Here is a 19,209-nt window from a genome sequence, read left to right as displayed (position 1 = left end):
ATCCCGCATGTCGGGAGGTCACAGAGACGGGGGTCGGCATGAACCTGCACGAGCAGTCCGCACCGCTGAGCATGGATCAGCTCATCGGCGCTGCGGTGCGGCATATCCTGAGGCATCGCGACTTCGATCGCTTCCTGGACTGGGTGCAGCAGACCCTGCCCGCGGTGGCCGATCCGGACGATGAACTGGCCGCGGAGGATCTGCGCCGCCTGGGCGTCCTGCTGGCCGTTGCCATCTGGCGCCTGCTACCCCGGCCGGAACATGGGTTCAGACCCATGCCGGTGCCCCGGCTGGTGGATGCGGCCCCCTGTCCCTGCGGCTCAGGGGCGCGCTACGGCGACTGTTGCGGGCCCGATCAGCAGGCGTTCGAACTGCCGGCAGACCTGGTGTGGGAGGCGCTGCTGGAGGCGCTGTCCGACGCACAGCTGCGGCGCGCGCTGCAGGCGCGTGTGGTACCGGGCCCGTTGTTGGCCAGAGTGGCCGACCGCTGGCTGGAGGCGGACCACCCCGGCCGCGTCCCGGCCCTGCTGGAGCCGCTGTTCGCGGGCGATCTCCGGCGGCTCGATGCGCGCTACGAGCCGGCGCTGGACGCCCTGTGCGATGCCTATGACGCGCTGGACCATCACAAGAAGAAGCCGGCGTTCCTGCGGCGCGTCGCGGAGGAAGGCTGCGCGCCGCTCAAGTCCGCGGCCTGGCAGCGGCTCAGCACCCAGTCCATGGACGAGGGCGATTTCGACACCGCATTCGAGGCCTTTCGGCTGGCGCAACGCCATGGCCCCGACAACCCCGGCACAGCCCTGCTGGAGATCACCTTGCTGGCCGCGCAGCATCGCGATGATCACGCACGCGCCCGCGCGCTGTTCTGGCAACACAAGCTGCGACGCGCGGGTCAGGCCGACAGCCCGGTGCTGCTGTTCCTGGAGCAGGTCCGGGTCGACCCGCAGGAGGCCCTGGTGGAGAGCCAGCTGGCATTCATGGACCCGCTGCTGCTGCGCCTGCGGGAGTGGGTCGCGGACATGGCCGGGCGCCCGCTCCCGCCCCTGGATGCAGCCGCGTCGCTGCACCATCTGGAGCAGCGCTGGCGCGCGCTGTACCCTGTCGGCAAGCCCCTGTCGACGCAGTTGACGGTCGCCGGTCTGGACATGGCCTGGCAGGATGATGCCTGGCTGCGGCTGCTGGAGCAGCAGCCACAGGCGGCGGACAGCCTCGACGTGCTGGACGATGTCGCCACCGCCATCTACGGGCATCCGGAGAGCAGCCTGCCCTGGGTGGCCCGGGTGCTCTACCGGCCGCTGCTGGAACGGGCCATGGCGCTGATTCGGCACAGCCTGACTGGTTCCGGTTCCGGCCCGATGCCATTGTGCTGGCAGGATGCTCAGCACCGCGCGACGCTGCGTCTGCTGTTCCGTCTCTACCTGCAGTATGCCGAGGCGGCGGAACAGGCGCAGGCCGCGGCGGTGCTGGAACTGTTGCTCGAGCTCAATCCGGCGGATAATCATGGCGTGCGCGCCGAGTTGATGAATCACTATCTGCGTCGGCACGAAGACGAAAAGGCCCTGGCGCTGGCGCGGCAATTCCCGGCGGATCGACTGGCCGATCTGGCCTACGGCGAGGTGCTGGCGCTGTACCGCCTGGGCCGCGAGGAGCGCGCCGCCAGGGCGCTACGCGATGCCGTGGGGCGTCTGCCGCAGATTCCGCGCTTTCTGTTGCGCAAGCGCATCAAGCGCCCGGCCCGGGCCGATGGCCGCCCGTCCCCGGGTTTGGACGACCAGTCCGCCGGCACGGGCGATCAGCCCCCCGGCACGGAAGACCAGGCCTGGCTCTACCGGCAGGCCATGCGCGATGTCTGGGAAGAAGAGCCGGGTTTGCTGGCGTGGATGAAACGGCAGACGGCCTGACGGCGCAGGCCGGAGGCGGTGCGGGAGCGATGGGAGGCAGATGATGGGCATGCTGTATCAGGTGGTCTATACCGGCGCGTTGCAGCCGCAGGCGAGCGCGGAGCAGACGGTGCGTGATTTCGCCGCCATCTTCAAGGTCGCGGAAGACAAGGCGCGTGAACTGCTGCTGGGCGGGGGCGCGCGGGTGCTGAAACAGGAGATCGACCAGGCCAATGCCGCGCGCTATCGCGAGATCCTGGAGGAGATCGGACTGGAGGTGCGGGTGGAACCCAGCGGCACGCCGGTCGATCCGCATGCAGCCAGCCCATCCATCGCCTCGTCCGCCAGCGGATCCGCCGGTGCATTCAGCGGCGCGACCAGTGCCGAGCCCGGTCGTCATGGTGCCGAGCCGCCACCCGCCCCGTCGCGACCAGCTGGGAGCGAGCCGGGGATTGGATCTGGCGTCGGGGCTGGCGTTAGCGCCGGAGATGCCGGAGCGGGTGCCGGGCCGGGGACCCACAGGGGCGGCGTCCGCGCGGTGCCCCTGGGCAATGGCTGGCAGTGGATCGTCGGCGGATTCGAGCTGTTCCGGCGGGCGCCCATCCCCTGGATCGGGGCCGCCGCGGCGCTGTTCGTCCTGTCCAGTCTGATCAGCCTGGTGCCCATGATCGGCGGCCTGGTCAGCACCCTGATCGGGCCGGTGTTCCTCGGTGGTCTGATGCTGGGCGCCCATGCCCAGGCCAGTGGCGGCGGCTTTCGCATGAACGCCCTGTTCGACGGCTTCTCCAGCGGTCATGCCGGACGTCTGGTCACCGTCGGTGCGCTGTATCTGGTCGGGGTGTTCGTGGTCGCCATCGTCGCCGGGGTCGGCGTCGGCATCATCGGGGCCCTGGCGGGCGGCATGGATGCGGCGGTGCTGGAGCAGCAGGACCCTGAACTGCTGATGGCCACCATGGGGCCGCTGCTGCTGTCGGCGCTGCTGCTGATCATGCTGTTGCTGGTACCGGTGATCATGGCCTACTGGTTTGCACCGGCGCTGGTGGTGCTGGAGCGCATGGCGCCGCTGGCGGCCATGCAGCTGAGCTTCACCGCCTGCTGGCGCAACGTGATGCCGTTCGTGCTGTACGGCCTGGTCCTGATGGCCCTGGTGGTGCTGGGCTCGATCCCCATGTTTCTCGGGCTGCTGGTGGTGCTGCCGATCCTGTTGGCCTCGATCTATGTCGGTTACCGGGACATTTTCTATGGTGGTCTGCCGACGCCGTCGCGCCCGGTCTGACGCCGGACCCACTGACCGCTGCGCGATCCAGACGCAGGGTGCGCATCAACCCATCTGCCGGAGATCATGATCATGGGGCTTCGTCCGACCCTGACCGCCGGGATGCTGCTGGGCATCCACTGCCTGGTGCCGACCACCATCGCGACTGCCGAGGCGCCGGCATCCTCACCGCTGCCGACAGTGTCCCCAAGCGCGCCGTCAACGGCACCTCGGGTCTCCGAGGCCCGGCTGGCCTACGGTGCCTATCTGGCCCGGGCGGGTGGCTGCGCCGACTGCCATACCCGACCGGGCGGCGAGCCCTTCGCCGGGGGCCTGGGTCTGCAGACGCCTGCGGGTATCGTCTACACGCCCAACATCACCCCGTCGCGGGAGGCCGGCATCGGTCGCTTCTCCGATCAGGACTTCCTGCGGGCGATGCACGACGGCGTGGCCCCCAACGGCCTGCCGTACTCTCCGGTCTTTCCCTACGCCTTCTATGCGCGCATGCCCCAGGACGCCGTGCTGGCCATCAAGGACTACCTGTTTTCGCTGCCGCCGGCGTCGTACCACGCCCCGCCGACGCGGCTGCGCTGGCCCCTCGACCAGCGTGAGACGCTGTTCGGCTGGCAGGCGTTGCATCTCGACAGCCGCCCATGGCGCGCCGATCCGGCCATGAGCGACGAATGGAACCGCGGCGCCTATCTGGTGCAGGGACCGGGCCGGTGCGCGGCCTGTCACGGTGCGCCCACGGCCGCCGGCGAGGACATGGGCGAGCGCGCGGCGGAGATGCTGCCATCGGATGCCGACGGCGCCCTGGCGGACTGGTTCGGCGCCGGGTCAGCCCCGGCATTGGCCGAGGTCGTGGAAGGCTTGTCCGTCGACGCCCTGGCCGCCGTTCTGGGTGCCGGCCCGGGTGCCGCTGATCAGGATACTGCTGATCAGGACGCCCGTATGCACTCCGACCCGGCGGCAGCCGCTGTCATCATGACGCCGGCAGAGATCGGACGTACGACCCACGCCGGGCTCGCGTGGCTGGCGCGGTCCGACCTGCGCGCCATCGCCGTCTATCTGAAGGCACCTGCACCCGGGGACGTCGGCACCGCGCGGTCGACCGCTGCCGATGCCGATATCACGGACCGGGGCTGGCGACTCTACGCCGATTACTGCAGCGCCTGTCATCGGCCCTATGGCCAGGGCCTCGGTCCCTATGTGCCACCCATGCGGGGCAATGCCGCGGTCATCGCAGCCTCGCCTGATGAGGCGATACGGGCGATCCTGCTCGGGGCACCGGCGGCGTCCGCAGCTGCCTACTCGGCCCATGTGGTGATGCCGTCATTCGCCGAGCTGCTGAACGACCATCAGGTGGCCGCGCTGGTGAGCTACCTGCGCGCAAGCTGGGGCAACGATGCGCCGCCGGTGACCGCCGACGCCGTTGCCGACATCCGCGCCGCGGCTGCGTCGTCGGGGCCCTAGCCCCGCCGGGCTGGTCGGCCGATGGGGCCGCTGCCCAGCCGGCCGAGCATGTCCGTCATCTGGTTCAGCACGTTCAGCAGGGGGCCCAGGCGTTGCTCCAGTTCCAGCCCGTCGAGGAAGTTTTTCGTGTAGAGCCCGAGCTCGGTGTCGCCGCCCAGGCGAAGCCGGCGGTTGAAGAACAGGGTGTCGGGGTCTTCGCGACGGGTGGCCAGCAGCAGGAATTCGTAGGTATTGCCCTCGATGCTGAGATCCTCATCACGCACGGGACCACCCGCGGCCGGATGACCGGCCGGCCGATGGACCGGGGCCGCGGCCTGTAGCCGACCGTTGCGCAGCGTGAGTCGGTAGCTGAGCCTGGCGTCCAGCACCCGGATCAGCATGATCCGCTGGTCCAGGAAGTCCAGTTCGCCGTCGGCCAGTTCGGCCTTGAACACGCGGTTCAGGATCTGCGCCAGCACCGCACTGTTGAGGCGCGACGGCACGAAACCGAGCGGCAGCGTCAGCAACCGCGGCAGGGTGGGTGAGCGAGAGAGGTCTTGGCTGGCAGGCGACATAGCTGTTTGAGCGTCAGGCGGGCTGGAGATGGGCGTTGCAGGCGGCCAGGCGATCCCTGAAGGCAGCCTTCTATCGGGGGCTTCAGGCAGCGGCCTCAGGCGGCGGAAATCATGCTCTGTGACGGCAGCGTGGCGATGGTGTCGCGGTATTCGCTGCGCAACCGTTGCCACTCCATCACGAACCAGGGGGTGACCTGGTCGGGCTGCTGTTCGATCAGCCGGTCCACGGCATCGCAGTCCATCCATTGCCAGGCGGCAATCTCGCTGGGATTGACGTCCACCCGCACCGGCGCCGGGATCTTGCCGACATAGACCGAGCAGAGTTCGTGCTCGGAGCCGATCTCGGCGAACTTTGCCTGATAGCGAAACCGGTACAGATAGACCAGGTCCGCGTCGATGGTGAGTTCCTCGCGCAGGCGCCGATGCACGGCCGTGTCGTAGGTCTCGCCCTTGCGTGGGTGGCTGCAGCAGCTGTTGGACCAGTACAGGGGCCACAGGGGCTTGGTCCCGCTGCGTTGTTGCAGCAGCACCTTGTTGTCGTCGGTGAACAGGAAGATCGAGAACGCGCGGTGCAGGAGGCCGTTGCCGAGATGCGCGTTGACCTTGGTCTCGTAGCCGGTGACATTGTCTTCGCCATCGACGAGAATCAACGGCTCGTTGTCGAAGGAAACGGTCTTGTGCTTGCTCAATCGTCGATCTCCATGCCGGAACCCCTTGGCCGCATGCCCCGGCCGTCGTGGCGGGTGGCGGCGCAGGTCGCCGCCCGGGACTCTGGTCCGGGCGCTTGCTGGTGTGCCGGAAATGCTGGCATAAAGGCCAGCTGGCGACAAGCAAGATTGACAATGCCTTTGTCAATCGGCGTTGACCAGGCACAAGGCAACCCGCTTCGGCGTCGGACAGGCGGTTGCAAGCCCGGATTTCCGAACCGGTTCGCGAACACGTTGAATCTGTCCGGCGAGCATCAAATACTGGTTCACGGACCCGCGAAGACCGACCTGTCAACGACCATCGCCGTAACATTTGTCTTGTCCTGGAGGAAGTGATGTCTCTGCTGGAAGCCAAGATCGTCGACTGGGTCGAGCGCGGCCGGGTGCCGGACCCCCTGGTGCGAATGGGTATTCGCCATCGGGTACGCCGCATGCTGGCGGACCTGCCGACCAGCGACTGCGAGAAGGCGGCCGAGCACAAGCAGGCCTTTATTGCGATGATGGATGCGGCACCGGTGGCGGCGCTGCCGGAACGGGCCAACGAGCAGCATTACGAGGTGCCGGCGGCCTTTTTCGAACTGGTGCTGGGGCCCTGGCGGAAATACAGCTGCTGCCTGTGGTCGCCCGGCAGCAACAGCCTGGAGCAGGCGGAGGAGGCGGCGCTGGCGGTCACCGCCGAGCGCGCTGGCATCGCCTCGGACATGGACGTGCTCGAACTCGGCTGCGGCTGGGGCTCGTTCAGCCTGTGGGCGGCGGGTCGCTTTCCCGGCAGCCGGTTTACCGCGGTGTCGAACTCGAACTCCCAGCGGCGTTTCATCGAGACCGAAGCGCAGCGGCTTGGGCTCGGCAATCTGACCGTGATCACTGCCGACATGAACAGCTTCGACATCGACGCGCGCTTCGACCGCATCGTCTCCGTGGAGATGTTCGAGCACATGCGCAACTGGCGGCAGCTGTTCGGGCGGGTGCACCACTGGTTGCGACCGGGCGGGCGCTTCTTCATGCATGTGTTCTGCCATCGCGCCCACCCGTTCCCGTACGAGGACACCGGTCCTGACGACTGGATGAGTCACTACTTCTTCGCCGGCGGCATCATGCCCAGCGACGACCTGCCGCTGCACTTCCAGGACCGGCTGCGGCTGCTGCAGCGCTGGCGCTGGAGCGGCCGCCACTACGAACGCACGCTGAACGCCTGGCTGGCGCGCATGGATGCCCGGCGCGAAACCGTCTGGCCGGTGCTGGAGCAGACCTACGGCCGCGACCAGGCTGCCCTCTGGTGGATGCGCTGGCGTCTGTTCCTGATGGGGAGTGCCGAGTTCTTCGGGCTTCGCAAGGGGCAGGAATGGTGGATCGGCCATTACCTGTTCGAGCGCCCGGCCACATGAAGTTCCGGGGCCGGGCCGGATGCCGTGCGGGGTCTGCCGGTCAGCGGGCCGCCGGATTGGAGCCGGGATCGGTAGTGGGGTCGGCACCGGGGTCGGCACCGGGCCTGGCAGCCGGAGTCGCACGGGGTCTGGCGGCGGGTCTGGCAGCGGGCTTGGTATTGACGGCGTTGCCGGGCTGTTCCGGCACAGCCGGTCGCCATGACCTCAGCCTGCTGTATGCGCGGGTCGAGCCCATCGAGTACGCGCGCATCCTCTGCGCGAGCGTCGACCTGCAGTACCTGCACACCTGCCTGAATCAGTTGATGGCGCACTATCGGGCGGTGCGCCAGGATCGGGGCCGGCGGGATCGGGACCAAGATTCCAGCTCTACCGGCAACCACGGAGAGGGGCCCCTGGTGGCCATCCTCGGCGAGGATCGGTACAGCGGCCGTTACCGCACCACGCTGTTCACCGGGCGCTTCACCATCGATAACGGCCGCCGGGTCTGTCGCGGACGCTACAGCGCCTTTGCCGGCGATGCCGAACCAGTCTATCGGGTGACCTGCGATGACGGCGTCCGCGGTACCGCCAGGCTGGTGCTGGATACCCGCGGTCGGGACGGTATCGGCGCGCTGACGCTGGATGATGGCAGCCGCGCCGATATCGTCTTCGGCCCCGCGCTTGAAGGGCTCCCTGGGGTAGGGCTCGCTGGAGGGGCTCAGAACACCAGGTTGAGCATGGTCAGGGAGACCACCAGGAACAGCACCGTCATGATGCCGCCGGCGCGCATGTAGTCCGCCACCCGATAGCCGCCAGGCCCCATGATCAGTGCGTTGACCTGGTGGGTCGGGATCAGGAACGAGTTGGACGTGGCGATGGCGACGGTGAGGGCGAACACCGCCGGATTGGCCCCGGCGCCGATCGCCATGTTCACCGCCAGCGGCACCAGCAGCACCGTGGCGCCGACGTTGGACATCACCAGGGTGAAGAAGGTCGCCAGCGTGGCCAGGGCTGCCTGGATCACCCAGATGGGCACGTCGCCCAGGGCGGTCAGGGTCTGGTCGGCGATCCAGGCGGCGGTGCCGGTGCTCTCCACGGCCAGGCCGAGGGGGATCAGCGAGGCCAGCAGGAACACAGTCTTCCAGCTCACTGCCTCGTAGGCCTCGTCGATGGACAGCACGCCGCTGAGGATCATGCCCAGGGCGCCGGTCAGCAGGGCCACCGACAGCATCAGGTCGGTGAACAGGACCATGCTCAGGGTGATGGCGAAGAACAGCAGCGCCATGGGCACCTTGTGCGGACGCAGTTCCTCATGCGGATACTCGGTGGTGACGACGACGAAGTCGCGGTCCTTCTCCAGCCGTGCCAGGTCCACCCAGGTGGTGTGCACCACCAGGGTGTCACCGGGCTTGAAGGGCATGTCGCGAACCCCGCCGTGCTCGAAGGTGAAGGTCTCGTCGCCGCGGCGGATGGCCAGCACGGACAGGCCGTAGACCTTGCGCATCCAGACATCGCGGGCCGACTTGCCGATCAGGCCCGAGCTCGGGGGAATGACGATCTCGGCAATGCCGGCCTTGTTCGCGGACAGCGCCTCGGCGAAGACCTCGGCGGTGGGCTTGACCTCGACGCCGGTCTCGGCGACAAAGGTATCGAACAGGTCCTGGGCGCCGAGCAGGGCGAGGAAGGTGCCGCTTTCGATGCCCAGGCTGCGGTCGACGCCGGAGGCGCCCAGGCGCACGCCGTCGCCCTTGTCCACGGCGGCCACGCGCACGCGCCAGCGTCGCTCCATGTCGTCGACACTGGTGCCCACCAGGGCGCTGTCCTCGGGCACCCGCACCTCGCGGATGTTGAAGTCGCTGCAGCCGTAGGTTTCGCCGTAGTACTGCGTCGGGTCCGTGGGCTCCAGTTTGCCGCTTTCGCGCGACGGCAGCACGAAGCGGCCCGCCAGCACGAAGTAGATGATGCCGGTGGCCAGCAGCGCCAGGCCGATGGGGGTGACGTCGAACAGCGCGAAGGTGGACATCGGCGCCATGCCCTCGGGCAAGGCCTTGTTCGAGGTCAGGATCAGATCGTTGAGCAGGATCAGCGGGCTGGAACCCACCATGGTGATGGTGCCGCCGAGGATGGCGCAGAAACCCATGGGCATCAGCAGTCGCGACATGGGCAGCCTGGTGCGCGCCGAGATGCGGCTGACCACGGGCAGGAACAGGGCGGCGGCGCCGACGTTCTGCATGAACGAGGAGATACCGCCGACGGTGCTGGAGATCAGCGGGATGATGCGTGCCTCGGTGTTGCCGCCGATGCGCATGATGAAGGCGGCCACCTGGCTCATGATGCCGGTCTTGTCCAAGCCGGCACCGATGATCATGACGGCGATGATGGAGATGACCGCGTTGGAGGCAAAGCCGTCGAACAACTGGGCTACCGGGACCAGGCCGGTCTCCAGGCCCATGATCGGAGCGAACAGGCTGGTGAGCCCGAGCAGCACCATGATGCTGACGGCGGCCACGTCGACGCCGACCACCTCGAACGCGAACAGGAAGATGGTCAGCACCAGAATGCCCATGACCCAGGCGATCTCCACGGACGGCACCATCCCCGCGAGCCAGATGGCGACCACGGCGAAACCGGCCGCCGCGATGTCGCGGACCGTCAGATGTTTGAACAGGCTGCCCATGCGCGCTCCTCGTCAATCGTCGTTGTGCGTAAATATAGTAACTTAATGAATTGCTGATGTGTCGAATTGTTGGACCGCAGCGCGGTGCTCCCTGCCATTGAACGTGGCGCGACCCTCGCCTAGTATAAATGTTGCACGCGGCAGTGGGCCGCGCACAACGACCATGCGGGTCCGATACGAGGGTGCATCCTTGCCATTTCGTCACAGAATGCGTTGGCAGAGCCAAACCTTGCAGCGAAGGCCCTTGTGGGGAAGGCCCTGGCAACGAAGTCCGGATGCGCGACAGCGCGCCGCCGTGCGGCCAGGCGGCCACGGTCACTCATGACCCCGGCCGACGCGACGCTGGTGCGGGAATCCTGGGCGCGGCTCCTGCCCATGCGCAAGCAGGTATGCGCCGACTTCTATCAGCGTCTGTTTCAACGCCACCCCGAGCTGCGCCCGCTGTTCAAGGGTGACATGGAGCGCCAGGCGAGCCTGTTCACGACCATGATGAACACCGTGGTCAGCGCGCTGGACAACCCGGACCCGGTGGTCCCGCTGGTCAGGATGGCCGGCGCCCGCCATGCGGACTACGGCGTGGCGCCGGAGCACTACGGCAAGTTTCGCGAGGCGCTGCTTGCCAGCTTCGCGGAGGCCCTGGGTGCCGACTTCACGCCGCAGGTCCGGACCGCCTGGACAGAGGCCTACGCCGAGCTGGCGCGCACCATGCAGCAGGGGGCTGAGGAGCTCCGCATCGGTCGGCCCTGAGTCACGGCTGCGTGGTTGATGTCGTTGTGCTAGTCTTCTTGCCAATTATTCGCATTACCTTTTCGTCCTGTCGCGGCCATGCAGCAGCCCGTTCGCCATCCTTTGCCCCTTGATCGGCTCCCTGTCGGCGCCCTGGGGCGCGTCATCGAAATCCGCGGCGGTCGCGGCCTGATTCGCACATTGCTCGGGCTGGGGCTGCGTCTCGGCAGCGAGATCCGTGTCGAACAGCACCGCGGACGCGGCCTGGTGGTCTCCGCCGGCAGCACCCGCATCGCCCTTGGCGGTGGCATCGTGGAAAAGCTCCTGGTGATGCCGCTGGATGCGGGGCCGGATGCGCCGACTGCCGCTACGATGACCGCCGTCGATTTGCCCAGCGAAGAGTTGCCCGCCGGCGAGTCCTCGGAGCCGGGCGTTTCCCCATGAGCGGGAGCCTGTCCTCCGCCGGCCGGCCGCTGACCTTTGCCCTGGCCGGCAATCCCAACTGCGGCAAATCGGCCCTGTTCAACGCGCTGACCGGCATCCGTCAGGTGACCGGCAACTGGCCAGGGGTCACGGTGGAGCGCAAGGAGGGCCGTTTCGAACTGGACGCCCGCCCGGTGCGGGTGATCGACCTGCCGGGCATCTATTCCCTGGACGCCGGCTCGCTGGATGAGCGCGTCGCGCGCGATTATCTGCTGTCGCGCGAGGCCGATCTGATCGTCAACGTGGTGGATGCGACCAACCTCGAACGCAACCTGTACCTGACCGTACAGTTGCTCGAGATGGGCGTTCCCGTCGTGCTGGCGCTGAACATGATGGATGTGGCGCAGAAGCGCGGCATCCGGATCGACGCCGCTCGCCTGGCCGAGCAGCTCGGTTGCCCGGTGGTTCCGGTGGTGGCGGTGGCGAAGCAGGGCGTGACGGAACTCAACGCCCGGGCCCTGGCGGTGGCGCTTGGCCACGAGCGCGGCGGCTTCGCGCTGGCGCACGAGGAGTGCGTGGATCAGGCGGTGACTGCGCTGGCGCCGCTGCTGGCCGCCCGGGGCATGGATGGCAACGCGCGCTGGCTGGCGCTGAAACTGCTGGAACGCGATGCCGATGCAGAGGTGCTGCTGGATGCATCGCCGGCGGGTGACCTGCCGGCGCAGCTGGCGCACTGGCGCGAGGCCATCGCCGAGCGATCCGGCAAGGACGTGGAGGCGCATATCGCGGACAGCCGCTTCAGCCATGCGCATGCCCTTGCCCGGGGCGTGGTCGCGCAATCCCGCCACACCGGCCGCACCTGGTCCGATGCCATCGATCGCGTGGTGCTGAGCCGGGTCTGGGGCATCCCGCTGTTTCTGGCGGTGATGTACCTGATGTTCGTGTTCACCATCAATGTCGGTGGCGCCTTCATCGATTTCTTCGACGGCGTCGCCACCGCCTTGTTCGTCGACGGTTTCGGCCACTGGCTGAGCCGGGTCGGGGCGCCGGAACTGGCGCGGCTGCTGCTTGCCGACGGCATCGGCGGCGGCCTCAGCGTGGTGGCGACCTTCATCCCCATCATCGCCACGCTCTACATCTTCCTGTCCGCGCTGGAAGACTCCGGCTACATGGCGCGCGCGGCCTTCGTCATGGACCGCTTCATGCGCGCCATCGGTCTGCCCGGCAAGGCCTTCGTGCCGCTGATCGTCGGCTTCGGCTGCAACGTGCCGGCGGTGATGGCCACGCGCACGCTGGAGAACGAGCGCGAGCGCAAGCTCACCATCCTGATGAATCCGTTCATGTCCTGCGGCGCGCGGCTGCCGGTGTACGTGCTGTTCGCGGCCGCCTTCTTCCCCAATTCGGGGCAGAACGTGGTGTTCGCCCTGTATCTCACCGGCATCGGTGTGGCGCTGCTCACCGGCCTGGTCATGAAACGCACCCTGCTGGCCGGCAGCAGCACCGGTTTTGTCATGGAGTTGCCGCCCTATCACCTGCCGACCCTGCGCGGCGTGTTGCTGCGGACCTGGGACCGCGTGCTGCTGTTCCTGCGCGAGGCGGGGCGCATCATCATCGTGATGGTGCTGGCCCTGAACCTGCTCGGCGCCATCGGCACCGACGGGCGGCTGGATGCCGACGACAGCGACGCCTCCATCCTGGCCGCCGCCAGCCGCCTGGTGACGCCGCTGTTCGCGCCCATGGGGATAGGTCAGGACAACTGGCCGGCGGTGCTCGGCATCGTCTCGGGGGTGCTGGCGAAAGAGGTCATCGTCGGCACCCTGGATACCGTTTATGGGCGGCTCGCCCGGAGTGCGGTGGACGCGGGCGCCGAGGCTCCGCCGGCAGCCCATGATCTGGGCGCGGCGCTGGCCGCTGCGGTGGCCACGGTCCCGGCCAATCTCGCCGCGGTGGTGGATGGTCTGACCGACCCCCTCGGGCTGGGTGTCGGTGACCTGTCCGACCGCGAGGCCCAAGCCGCCGAGCAGGCGATCGCCAGCGGCACCTTCGGCGCCATGGAGGCGCGCTTCGATGGTCGTGCCGGTGCCTTTGCCTACCTGCTGTTCGTGCTGCTGTACTTCCCCTGCGTGGCGACCATTGCGGCCATCGTGCGTGAGGCCGGGGCGGCCTGGGCCACGTTCGTTGCCGCCTGGACCACCGGCATCGCCTACATCGCCGCGACCCTGTTCTACCAGGTCGCGGTGTTCGAGCGCCATCCGCTGGTCTCAACGGCCTGGATCGCGGCGTTGCTGCTGGTGCTGGTGGCGGTGTTCGGCGGGCTGCGCATCTGGGCCCGGCGCAAACCCGTCAGCCTGCCTCGGGAGGCAGCCCCTTTCCCGGATTGAGGATGCCGTGGGGATCAAACTGGCGCTTGATGTCGCGCATCAGCCGTAGTGCCACGGGATCGAGTTCGCGGTCGACGAAATCCCGCTTCTCGAGGCCCACGCCGTGCTCGCCGGACAAGGTGCCGTCCAGGCGCACCACCAGATCGAACACGGCCTCGAGACAGGATGCGGCGCGGCGCATCTCGTCGGCATCGTCGGGGTTGACCAGCAGGTTGACATGGATGTTGCCGTTGCCGGCATGACCAAAATTGACGATGCGGATGGCGCTGTCGCGGGACAGCCGTTCCAGGCCGTCGATGAATTCGGCCATGCGCGACACCGGGACCACCACATCTTCGTTGATCTTCTTCGGCGCCACATGCCGCAGGGCCGGCGACAGGGCCTTGCGCGTGCGCCACAGCGCGGCGATCTCGTCGCGGTCGGCGGCGATGCGCAGCTCCAGCAGACCGGGGTCGCGAGCAGCGGCGCTGACCGCCTCCGCGGCGGCGGTCACACAGTCCGCCGGGCCGTCCACCTCGATCATCAGCAGGGCGCCGGTGTCCGCCGGCAGGCCGAGGTCCGAGAACCGGCGCACCATGTCCAGCGCGGCGGCGTCCATGAACTCCAGCGCGCATGGGGTGACCGGCTGCGCCATGATGGCGGCGACCGCCCGCGCAGCGGCATGGATGTCGCGGTAGGTGGCACGCAGGGTGCGGCTGGCCGCTGCCCGCGGGGTCAGCTTCAGCGTGGCGCTGGTGATCAGGGCCAGGGTGCCCTCCGAGCCGATAATCAGACGGGTCAGGTCATAGCCGACCACGCCCTTGGTGGTGTGCACGCCGGTACGGAGGGATTCGCCGCGGCCGGTGACGGCGGTGAGCCCCAGCGCGTTCTCGCGAGGGGTGCCGTACTTGACCGCCCGCGGGCCCGCGGAATTGTAGGCGAGATTGCCACCGATGGTGCAGACGGCGGCGCTGGTGGGGTCCGGCGGCCAGAAGAAGCCGTGCCGGGCGAGCGCCTGCTGCAGGTCCTGGTTGGTCACACCGGGTTCCACCACCACCAGACGGTTCGCCGGATCGATGCGCAGGATCCGGTTCATGCGCTCGAAGGCGATGACGATGCCGTTGCGTTCAGGGACCGTCGCCCCGGTGGTGCCGGTGCCCCGGCCGCGGGCGGTGACCGGGATGCGGTGTTCGTGGCAGAGGGCGACCACGGCTTCGACCTGGCGGGCCTCGGTGACGAAGACCACCGCCAGGGGCGGCGCGTGTCGCCGGCTGTTGTCGTAGCCATAGGGCCAGCAGTCCGCCGGGTCGGTCAGTACCGACTGTGCCCCGACGATGGCGCCCAGGGCGTTGGCAAGGTCGACGCTGAGATCGATGGCTTCAGGCACCGGTGGTCGTGGCACTGGGCGCACCCGCCTTGTCGCTTGCCGTGGCGACGTACTTGAACAGCTTCACCACCCGCTTCACACCGGGCACGCGCCGGACCTTCTCTGCGGTGGCGTCACCCTCTGCGGGAGAGACCAGCCCCATCAGGTAGACAACGCCGTTATCGGTGACCACCTTGACCCGCAGCATGTCGAAACCGGGGATGTCGACGGACTGGATGGCCAGCTTCGCCCGCGACGTCAGGTAGGCATCCTTGGTCAGCTGGGAGAGGGGGATCATTGGTCCGATCTCGGCCTCGTTGTAGACCTGCCTGACCTTCGGCAGCTGGCTGACCACCCTGGCGTAGCGGTCGCTGATGTCCCGGGTCTCCGCCTGCCCGGTGATCAGCGCGGTGTAGTCGTAGCTGGTCACCTTCAGCTGGCTGTGACCGCTGAGGTCGGGGTTGCTCAGGTAGGCATTGCGGGCCTGCAGTTCGATCATCTCGTCGTCCAGCACGGTCTTCTCGTCGCGGCGGTCGTAGGCCACCGCGGCGCCATAGGTGGCGCCGGCCACGATCATGGGTCCGCAGCCATGCAACAGGGCCGCGCTGCCGACGATGCCGGCCAGCAGGGTCACCGAGGCCAGGCCGGACAGGGCCGGTTTCAGGGAAGGCTGCAATGTCATGTAACGGCTCCTTCGAAGGCGTGCTTGATCCAGTCGATGTGGTCGCCGGCGGTGATGGCCACGACGTCGAACCGGCAGGGCAGGTCGATCTGCCGGCGTTGCAGAAAGTAGCGCGCCGCGGCACTCAGCTTGCGCTGCTTGCGCCAGTCGACGCTGGCGGCGGCGCCGCCGAACCGCTCGCTGCGGCGGTAGCGGACCTCGACGAACACCAATGTCTGCGCGTCGCGCATGACCAGGTCGATCTCACCCAGGCGACAGCGCACATTATGCGCCACATGCTGCAGGCCTTGCTGCTCCAGGAAACGCCGGGCCAGGGCCTCCTTGGCGTCGCCGGTCTGGCCGGGAGTGGTCCTGCGGGGCGCGGTCATGGGGCGGATGTCTGCCCGGCGGCCGGCGCCATGGCCTGTCGCAGGACCGGGCCCCGGGGCGTGAACTGCGCCAGTTGCAGCCGGCGCTGGACCAGGCCGCCGGCATCCACCGTCAGGCCACCGGTGGCGCCGGGGAAGACGCTGCCCGGGAGCCGCGCCATGCCGGCGATGCGTGGTGCCAGCCGGTAGCTGTCGATGCCCATGGCGTAGAGCCGAGCCAGGGATCCCTGCACCTTTGGTTGTGTGCGACGCAGGGCGTTGCGCGACAGGGCGTCGGTGCGTTCCTGGTCCAGCATCCAGGGGATGTCGACGAAGTACAGCCCGGCCAGGGCGCGATCCCGTTCCGGCGCCTGGTCACCGTTGTAGACGTGCGAGGTGGCGATGACAGGGAGTCTGCTGCCCGCCTGCCGCAACTGGTCAAGGATGGCCCCGGCGTCTGCGCTCCCGGCCACCAGAAAGATCACGTCGGCGCTCGGCGCCGGCGGCACCAGCGCGGCGGCCGCCATGGCATCCGCGGACGGCCCTCCGGGGGCGTAGGGCCTTTCGTCGGCGATCTCGCCACCCAATATCCGCCACTGGCGCCGGAACGGCGCCGTCAGCCGCTCGCCGAAGCCGTCATCGGGATAGATCAGCGCCGCCCGTCGTGTGCCTGCGGCCCAGGCGTAGTCCGCCGCATTGCGGGATTCGTCTTCCGGCGCCAGCGCGAACTGGAACAGGTTACTGGTGGGGCTGTGATCACTGCTGCGGTTGAGGGCCAGCGTCGGCACCGCCAGCGCGGCGCGCCCTGCCAGCTCCGTCACCGCCTGCTTGTCCAGCGGTCCGATGACGAGGTCCGCGCCGGTTTCCGCAGCTCCGCTGGTAAACCGCAGGCGCGGCCGGTCGGCGCCGGGGTCGGCGTCGCGGGCCGCACGGATGCCGGCCCGGATCATCGCGCCTGCACCGCCATAGCGCCCGTCCTCCGGCAGCCACACCAGCAGGTCGGTGCCGGCCGGATAGCCGCCGGCCAGGGCCGCGAAGTAGCCCTCGGACAGGTTCGCCAGGGCCGGATGCCCGCCGTTGCGCGCACGCCAGCGCTGGTAGTCGGCGGTCACGCCCGGGCCGGGGGCGGGGTGTTGCGCAAACAGGGCGGCCAGTTCCACCCAGCCGCGCAGCGATCCGCGCTGGCCGGCAGCGGCTTCACGCAGGTCCTCGGGGCCCAGGGACGACAGCGTCAGTAGCAGGGCCACCTGGTTGTCGAGGCGGGCCGCGTGGTCGTCCCGCAGCAGGCGGTCCAGGGCTTCCAGGCTCCGGGCCGCCTGCAGGGGCTGTCCGTCGAGACCATCCACGGCTGCCTGCAGGCGAAGCGAGCGCACCCGCAGGTGCTTCGGCAACGCGCCCTGATTGACCCGTTTCAGGGCGGTTCGGGCCTGCTGGCTGTTGCCGCGCCGCAGGGCCAGTTCGGCGGAGAACAGCCGCGCGGATTGACGTTGCGTGCCGGTGAGTTCAGGCTGGTGGATGTCGGCCAGTACGGCGCCGGCCTCGGCCGCGTTAGCGGCGTCGAGCAGGGACGCCACGGCGGCGAGCTGCAGTTGCCCGCGGGCCGGCGCCTGCGCGGCGGCGGCCAGTTCCAGGTAGGCCGCGGCGGCCGCAGCGGGCTTGCCGTCCTGTTGCAGGGCCTCGGCCGCGGCCAGCGCGTCGGCGGGCACCGTGGCGAGGGCGCGCCGGGGATCCCGGGCCGGATCGCTGGCACAGCCGGCCTGCAGCGCGACGGCGAGGGCGAGTCCGAGGACCGGACCGAGCGCTTGGCCAAGCTTGAGGCAGCCCCGCGCGAGCAGCCGCTCGGGATGGCGGGCCGAGCGGCGAGCGAAGCGCGGCTCGAGGCACTGACTGGCGCGCCGGACGGGCCACAGCAATCGCCCAGGTCCCCATGGGATGGCGGCGCTGGGGGTCTTTTTGGGCGCCTTCCCGGGCGCTGTGGGCGCGTCTCTGTTGCAGGACTTGCGCAGCATGGCCGTCTCCGGTTCGAAGGCGCCACCGTACGGCAGCGTGGCACGGCTTAGGAGGGAGTGTGACAGCAGACTCGTCGGTACTATACGTGGTGGCCACACCCATCGGCAATCTTGCGGATCTGTCGTCGCGGGCATCCCGCATCCTGGCGGAGGCGGACCTCATCGCCTGCGAGGATACCCGGCACAGTCGCCCGCTGTTGCACCATCTGGGCATCGACACGCCCTTGCTGTCGCTGCACGAACACAACGAGCCGGAGGCGACGGCGCGGGTGCTGGCAGCCTTGCAGGCGGGCAAGTCGGTGGCCCTGATCAGTGACGCTGGTACGCCGCTGATCAGTGACCCCGGCTTCGTGCTGGTGCGCGCCGCCCGCGAGCAGGGGCTGCGGGTGGTGCCGGTGCCGGGTGCCAGCGCCGCCATCTGCGCCCTGTCTGCCGCAGGGCTGCCGAGTGACAGGTTCCTGTTCGTGGGTTTCCCGCCCCGGGGTGACAGCGCCCGACACGCCTGGATCGAATCCCTGGCCGGCGAGCCCGGCACCCTGATCTGCTACGAGAGTGGCCGGCGGGCCATCGCCACGCTACGCACGATGGCGGCGGTGCTCGGTCCCCGGCCGGCGGTGGTCGCGCGGGAGCTGACCAAGCATTTCGAGTCCTTTCTCAGCGGCGATCCGGCGGCCTTGGCGGATCGGCTGGAGGCCGACCCCGAGCAGCAGCTCGGCGAACTGGTGCTGCTGGTGGAGGGGGATCGCCGCACCCGGGCCGAGCGCGATATGGCCGAACAGCAGCGGGTGCTACGCATCTTGGCCGATGCACTGCCTCTGAAGCAGGCGGTGGCGCTTGCCGCCCGCATCACCGGTGGAAATCGCAATGCCCTCTACCGGCAGGCCCTTAACGCGCGCGATGACGCGCGTGACGATGGGCGCGAGGCCGGCGACCGGGACGCAGGCGCCTGAGGCAGCAACGGCCATTGGCCATGCCTCCGCGGCGCCGCTTCGGCTACACTACAGGTAGGGAGTCGGCCAGGCAGTCGCTCTCCGGTCGCGGACCTGTCCGCACGGGGGGAGGAAAGTCCGGGCTCCACAGGGCAGGGTGCCAGGTAACGCCTGGGGGGCGCGAGCCTACGGAAAGTGCCACAGAAAAGACACCGCCTACCCCGCGCGAGCGGGCGGCAAGGGTGAAAAGGTGCGGTAAGAGCGCACCGCGCCGGTGGCAACACGCGGCGGCAGGGTAAACCCCACCCGGAGCAAGACCAAATAGGGGAGCATGCGGTCCACGGACCGCGGCCCGCGGCCCGCGGGTGCTTCCGGGTAGGTCGCTCGAGGCCCACGGTGACGTGGGTCCCAGATGAATGACTGTCCGCGACAGAACCCGGCTTATCGGCCGACTCCCATT

At 68.8% G+C, this 19,209-nt stretch carries 16 protein-coding genes and 1 other RNA gene; 10 read left to right on the top strand and 7 right to left on the bottom strand.

Translation table 11 applies throughout. The features are described from left to right. The first annotated feature begins 38 nt into the window (after positions 1–38). From F2Q65_RS04545 to F2Q65_RS04535, 3 genes are all read left to right on the top strand, one after another. Complete coding sequence (locus tag F2Q65_RS04545) at positions 39–1,898, top strand: SEC-C domain-containing protein (protein WP_150090877.1); 1,860 nt, start codon at positions 39–41, stop codon at positions 1,896–1,898. A gap of 40 nt (positions 1,899–1,938) precedes the next feature. Next, on the top strand, positions 1,939–3,153 hold the full coding sequence (locus tag F2Q65_RS04540; RefSeq protein WP_170265518.1) for a BPSS1780 family membrane protein: 1,215 nt from the start codon (positions 1,939–1,941) through the stop codon (positions 3,151–3,153). A 72-nt stretch (positions 3,154–3,225) separates the two neighbouring features. Beyond that, positions 3,226–4,605, top strand: a complete 1,380-nt coding sequence (locus F2Q65_RS04535; protein WP_150090873.1) for a c-type cytochrome — start codon at positions 3,226–3,228, stop codon at positions 4,603–4,605. Here the strand turns inward: F2Q65_RS04535 and ubiT are convergent. After that, the gene (gene ubiT, locus F2Q65_RS04530; RefSeq protein ID WP_150090871.1) at positions 4,602–5,159 is read right to left on the bottom strand and encodes a ubiquinone anaerobic biosynthesis accessory factor UbiT; all 558 of its coding nucleotides are present in this window, start codon (positions 5,157–5,159) and stop codon (positions 4,602–4,604) included. The two genes, F2Q65_RS04535 and ubiT, sit on opposite strands and share 4 nt — an antisense overlap. A 95-nt stretch (positions 5,160–5,254) precedes the next feature. Next, on the bottom strand, positions 5,255–5,848 hold the full coding sequence (gene idi / locus F2Q65_RS04525) for an isopentenyl-diphosphate Delta-isomerase (RefSeq protein ID WP_150090869.1): 594 nt from the start codon (positions 5,846–5,848) through the stop codon (positions 5,255–5,257). A 353-nt stretch (positions 5,849–6,201) separates the two neighbouring features. Here idi and F2Q65_RS04520 point away from each other — a divergent pair, with 353 nt between their 5' ends. Continuing rightward, positions 6,202–7,251 carry an SAM-dependent methyltransferase gene (locus F2Q65_RS04520; RefSeq protein ID WP_150090867.1) on the top strand — a complete coding sequence of 350 codons (1,050 nt, stop codon included), beginning with the start codon at positions 6,202–6,204 and terminating at the stop codon, positions 7,249–7,251. A 152-nt stretch (positions 7,252–7,403) separates the two neighbouring features. After that, positions 7,404–8,024: a hypothetical protein gene (locus F2Q65_RS04515; protein ID WP_150090865.1), complete on the top strand. Its 621-nt coding sequence runs from the start codon at positions 7,404–7,406 to the stop codon at positions 8,022–8,024. On the opposite strand, the gene F2Q65_RS04510 is transcribed toward F2Q65_RS04515, so the two are convergent. Continuing rightward, positions 7,949–9,907, bottom strand: coding sequence for an SLC13 family permease (locus F2Q65_RS04510; protein ID WP_150090863.1), 1,959 nt, complete (start codon positions 9,905–9,907; stop codon positions 7,949–7,951). The two genes, F2Q65_RS04515 and F2Q65_RS04510, sit on opposite strands and share 76 nt — an antisense overlap. 321 nt (positions 9,908–10,228) lie before the next feature. Here F2Q65_RS04510 and F2Q65_RS04505 point away from each other — a divergent pair, with 321 nt between their 5' ends. The 3 genes from F2Q65_RS04505 to feoB all read left to right on the top strand — a co-directional run bounded on the left by F2Q65_RS04505 (position 10,229) and on the right by feoB (position 13,437). Continuing rightward, complete coding sequence (locus F2Q65_RS04505; protein WP_150090861.1) at positions 10,229–10,654, top strand: globin domain-containing protein; 426 nt, start codon at positions 10,229–10,231, stop codon at positions 10,652–10,654. Between the two features lie 78 nt (positions 10,655–10,732). Further along, entirely contained in the window at positions 10,733–11,077 is a 345-nt protein-coding gene (locus F2Q65_RS04500) for a FeoA domain-containing protein (RefSeq protein WP_150090859.1), read from the top strand. Next, positions 11,074–13,437, top strand: a complete 2,364-nt coding sequence (feoB, locus tag F2Q65_RS04495; RefSeq protein WP_150090857.1) for a Fe(2+) transporter permease subunit FeoB — start codon at positions 11,074–11,076, stop codon at positions 13,435–13,437. The genes F2Q65_RS04500 and feoB overlap by 4 nt, the downstream gene beginning before the upstream one ends. Here the strand turns inward: feoB and F2Q65_RS04490 are convergent. From F2Q65_RS04490 to F2Q65_RS04475, 4 genes are read right to left on the bottom strand one after another with little or no spacing between them, the layout of a single operon-like run. Beyond that, a complete protein-coding gene (locus tag F2Q65_RS04490) occupies positions 13,400–14,803 on the bottom strand; it encodes an FAD-binding oxidoreductase (RefSeq protein ID WP_425473412.1) in 1,404 nt (467 codons plus the stop codon). The genes feoB and F2Q65_RS04490 overlap by 38 nt on opposite strands. After that, positions 14,796–15,464, bottom strand: a complete 669-nt coding sequence (locus tag F2Q65_RS04485; protein WP_246155970.1) for a BON domain-containing protein — start codon at positions 15,462–15,464, stop codon at positions 14,796–14,798. The genes F2Q65_RS04490 and F2Q65_RS04485 overlap by 8 nt, the downstream gene beginning before the upstream one ends. Then, positions 15,461–15,832 (bottom strand): YraN family protein, encoded by a 372-nt coding sequence (locus tag F2Q65_RS04480; RefSeq protein ID WP_150090855.1) that lies wholly within the window; start codon positions 15,830–15,832, stop codon positions 15,461–15,463. The genes F2Q65_RS04485 and F2Q65_RS04480 overlap by 4 nt, the downstream gene beginning before the upstream one ends. Continuing rightward, positions 15,829–17,724, bottom strand: a complete 1,896-nt coding sequence (locus tag F2Q65_RS04475) for a penicillin-binding protein activator (RefSeq protein ID WP_170265516.1) — start codon at positions 17,722–17,724, stop codon at positions 15,829–15,831. The genes F2Q65_RS04480 and F2Q65_RS04475 overlap by 4 nt, the downstream gene beginning before the upstream one ends. Before the next feature lie 155 nt (positions 17,725–17,879). Between F2Q65_RS04475 and rsmI the strand changes: the two genes are divergently transcribed. Both rsmI and rnpB read left to right on the top strand, forming a co-directional pair. Further along, a complete protein-coding gene (rsmI, locus tag F2Q65_RS04470; RefSeq protein WP_246155968.1) occupies positions 17,880–18,770 on the top strand; it encodes a 16S rRNA (cytidine(1402)-2'-O)-methyltransferase in 891 nt (296 codons plus the stop codon). 58 nt (positions 18,771–18,828) lie between these two features. Continuing rightward, positions 18,829–19,209: RNase P RNA component class A (gene rnpB, locus F2Q65_RS04465), an RNA gene on the top strand.

The sequence above is a fragment of the Thiohalocapsa marina genome, assembly GCF_008632335.1.
Lineage (GTDB): Bacteria > Pseudomonadota > Gammaproteobacteria > Chromatiales > Chromatiaceae > Thiohalocapsa > Thiohalocapsa marina.
The sequence above is the reverse complement of the archived record's forward strand: the minus strand, read 5'-3'. Positions and strand labels throughout refer to the sequence as shown.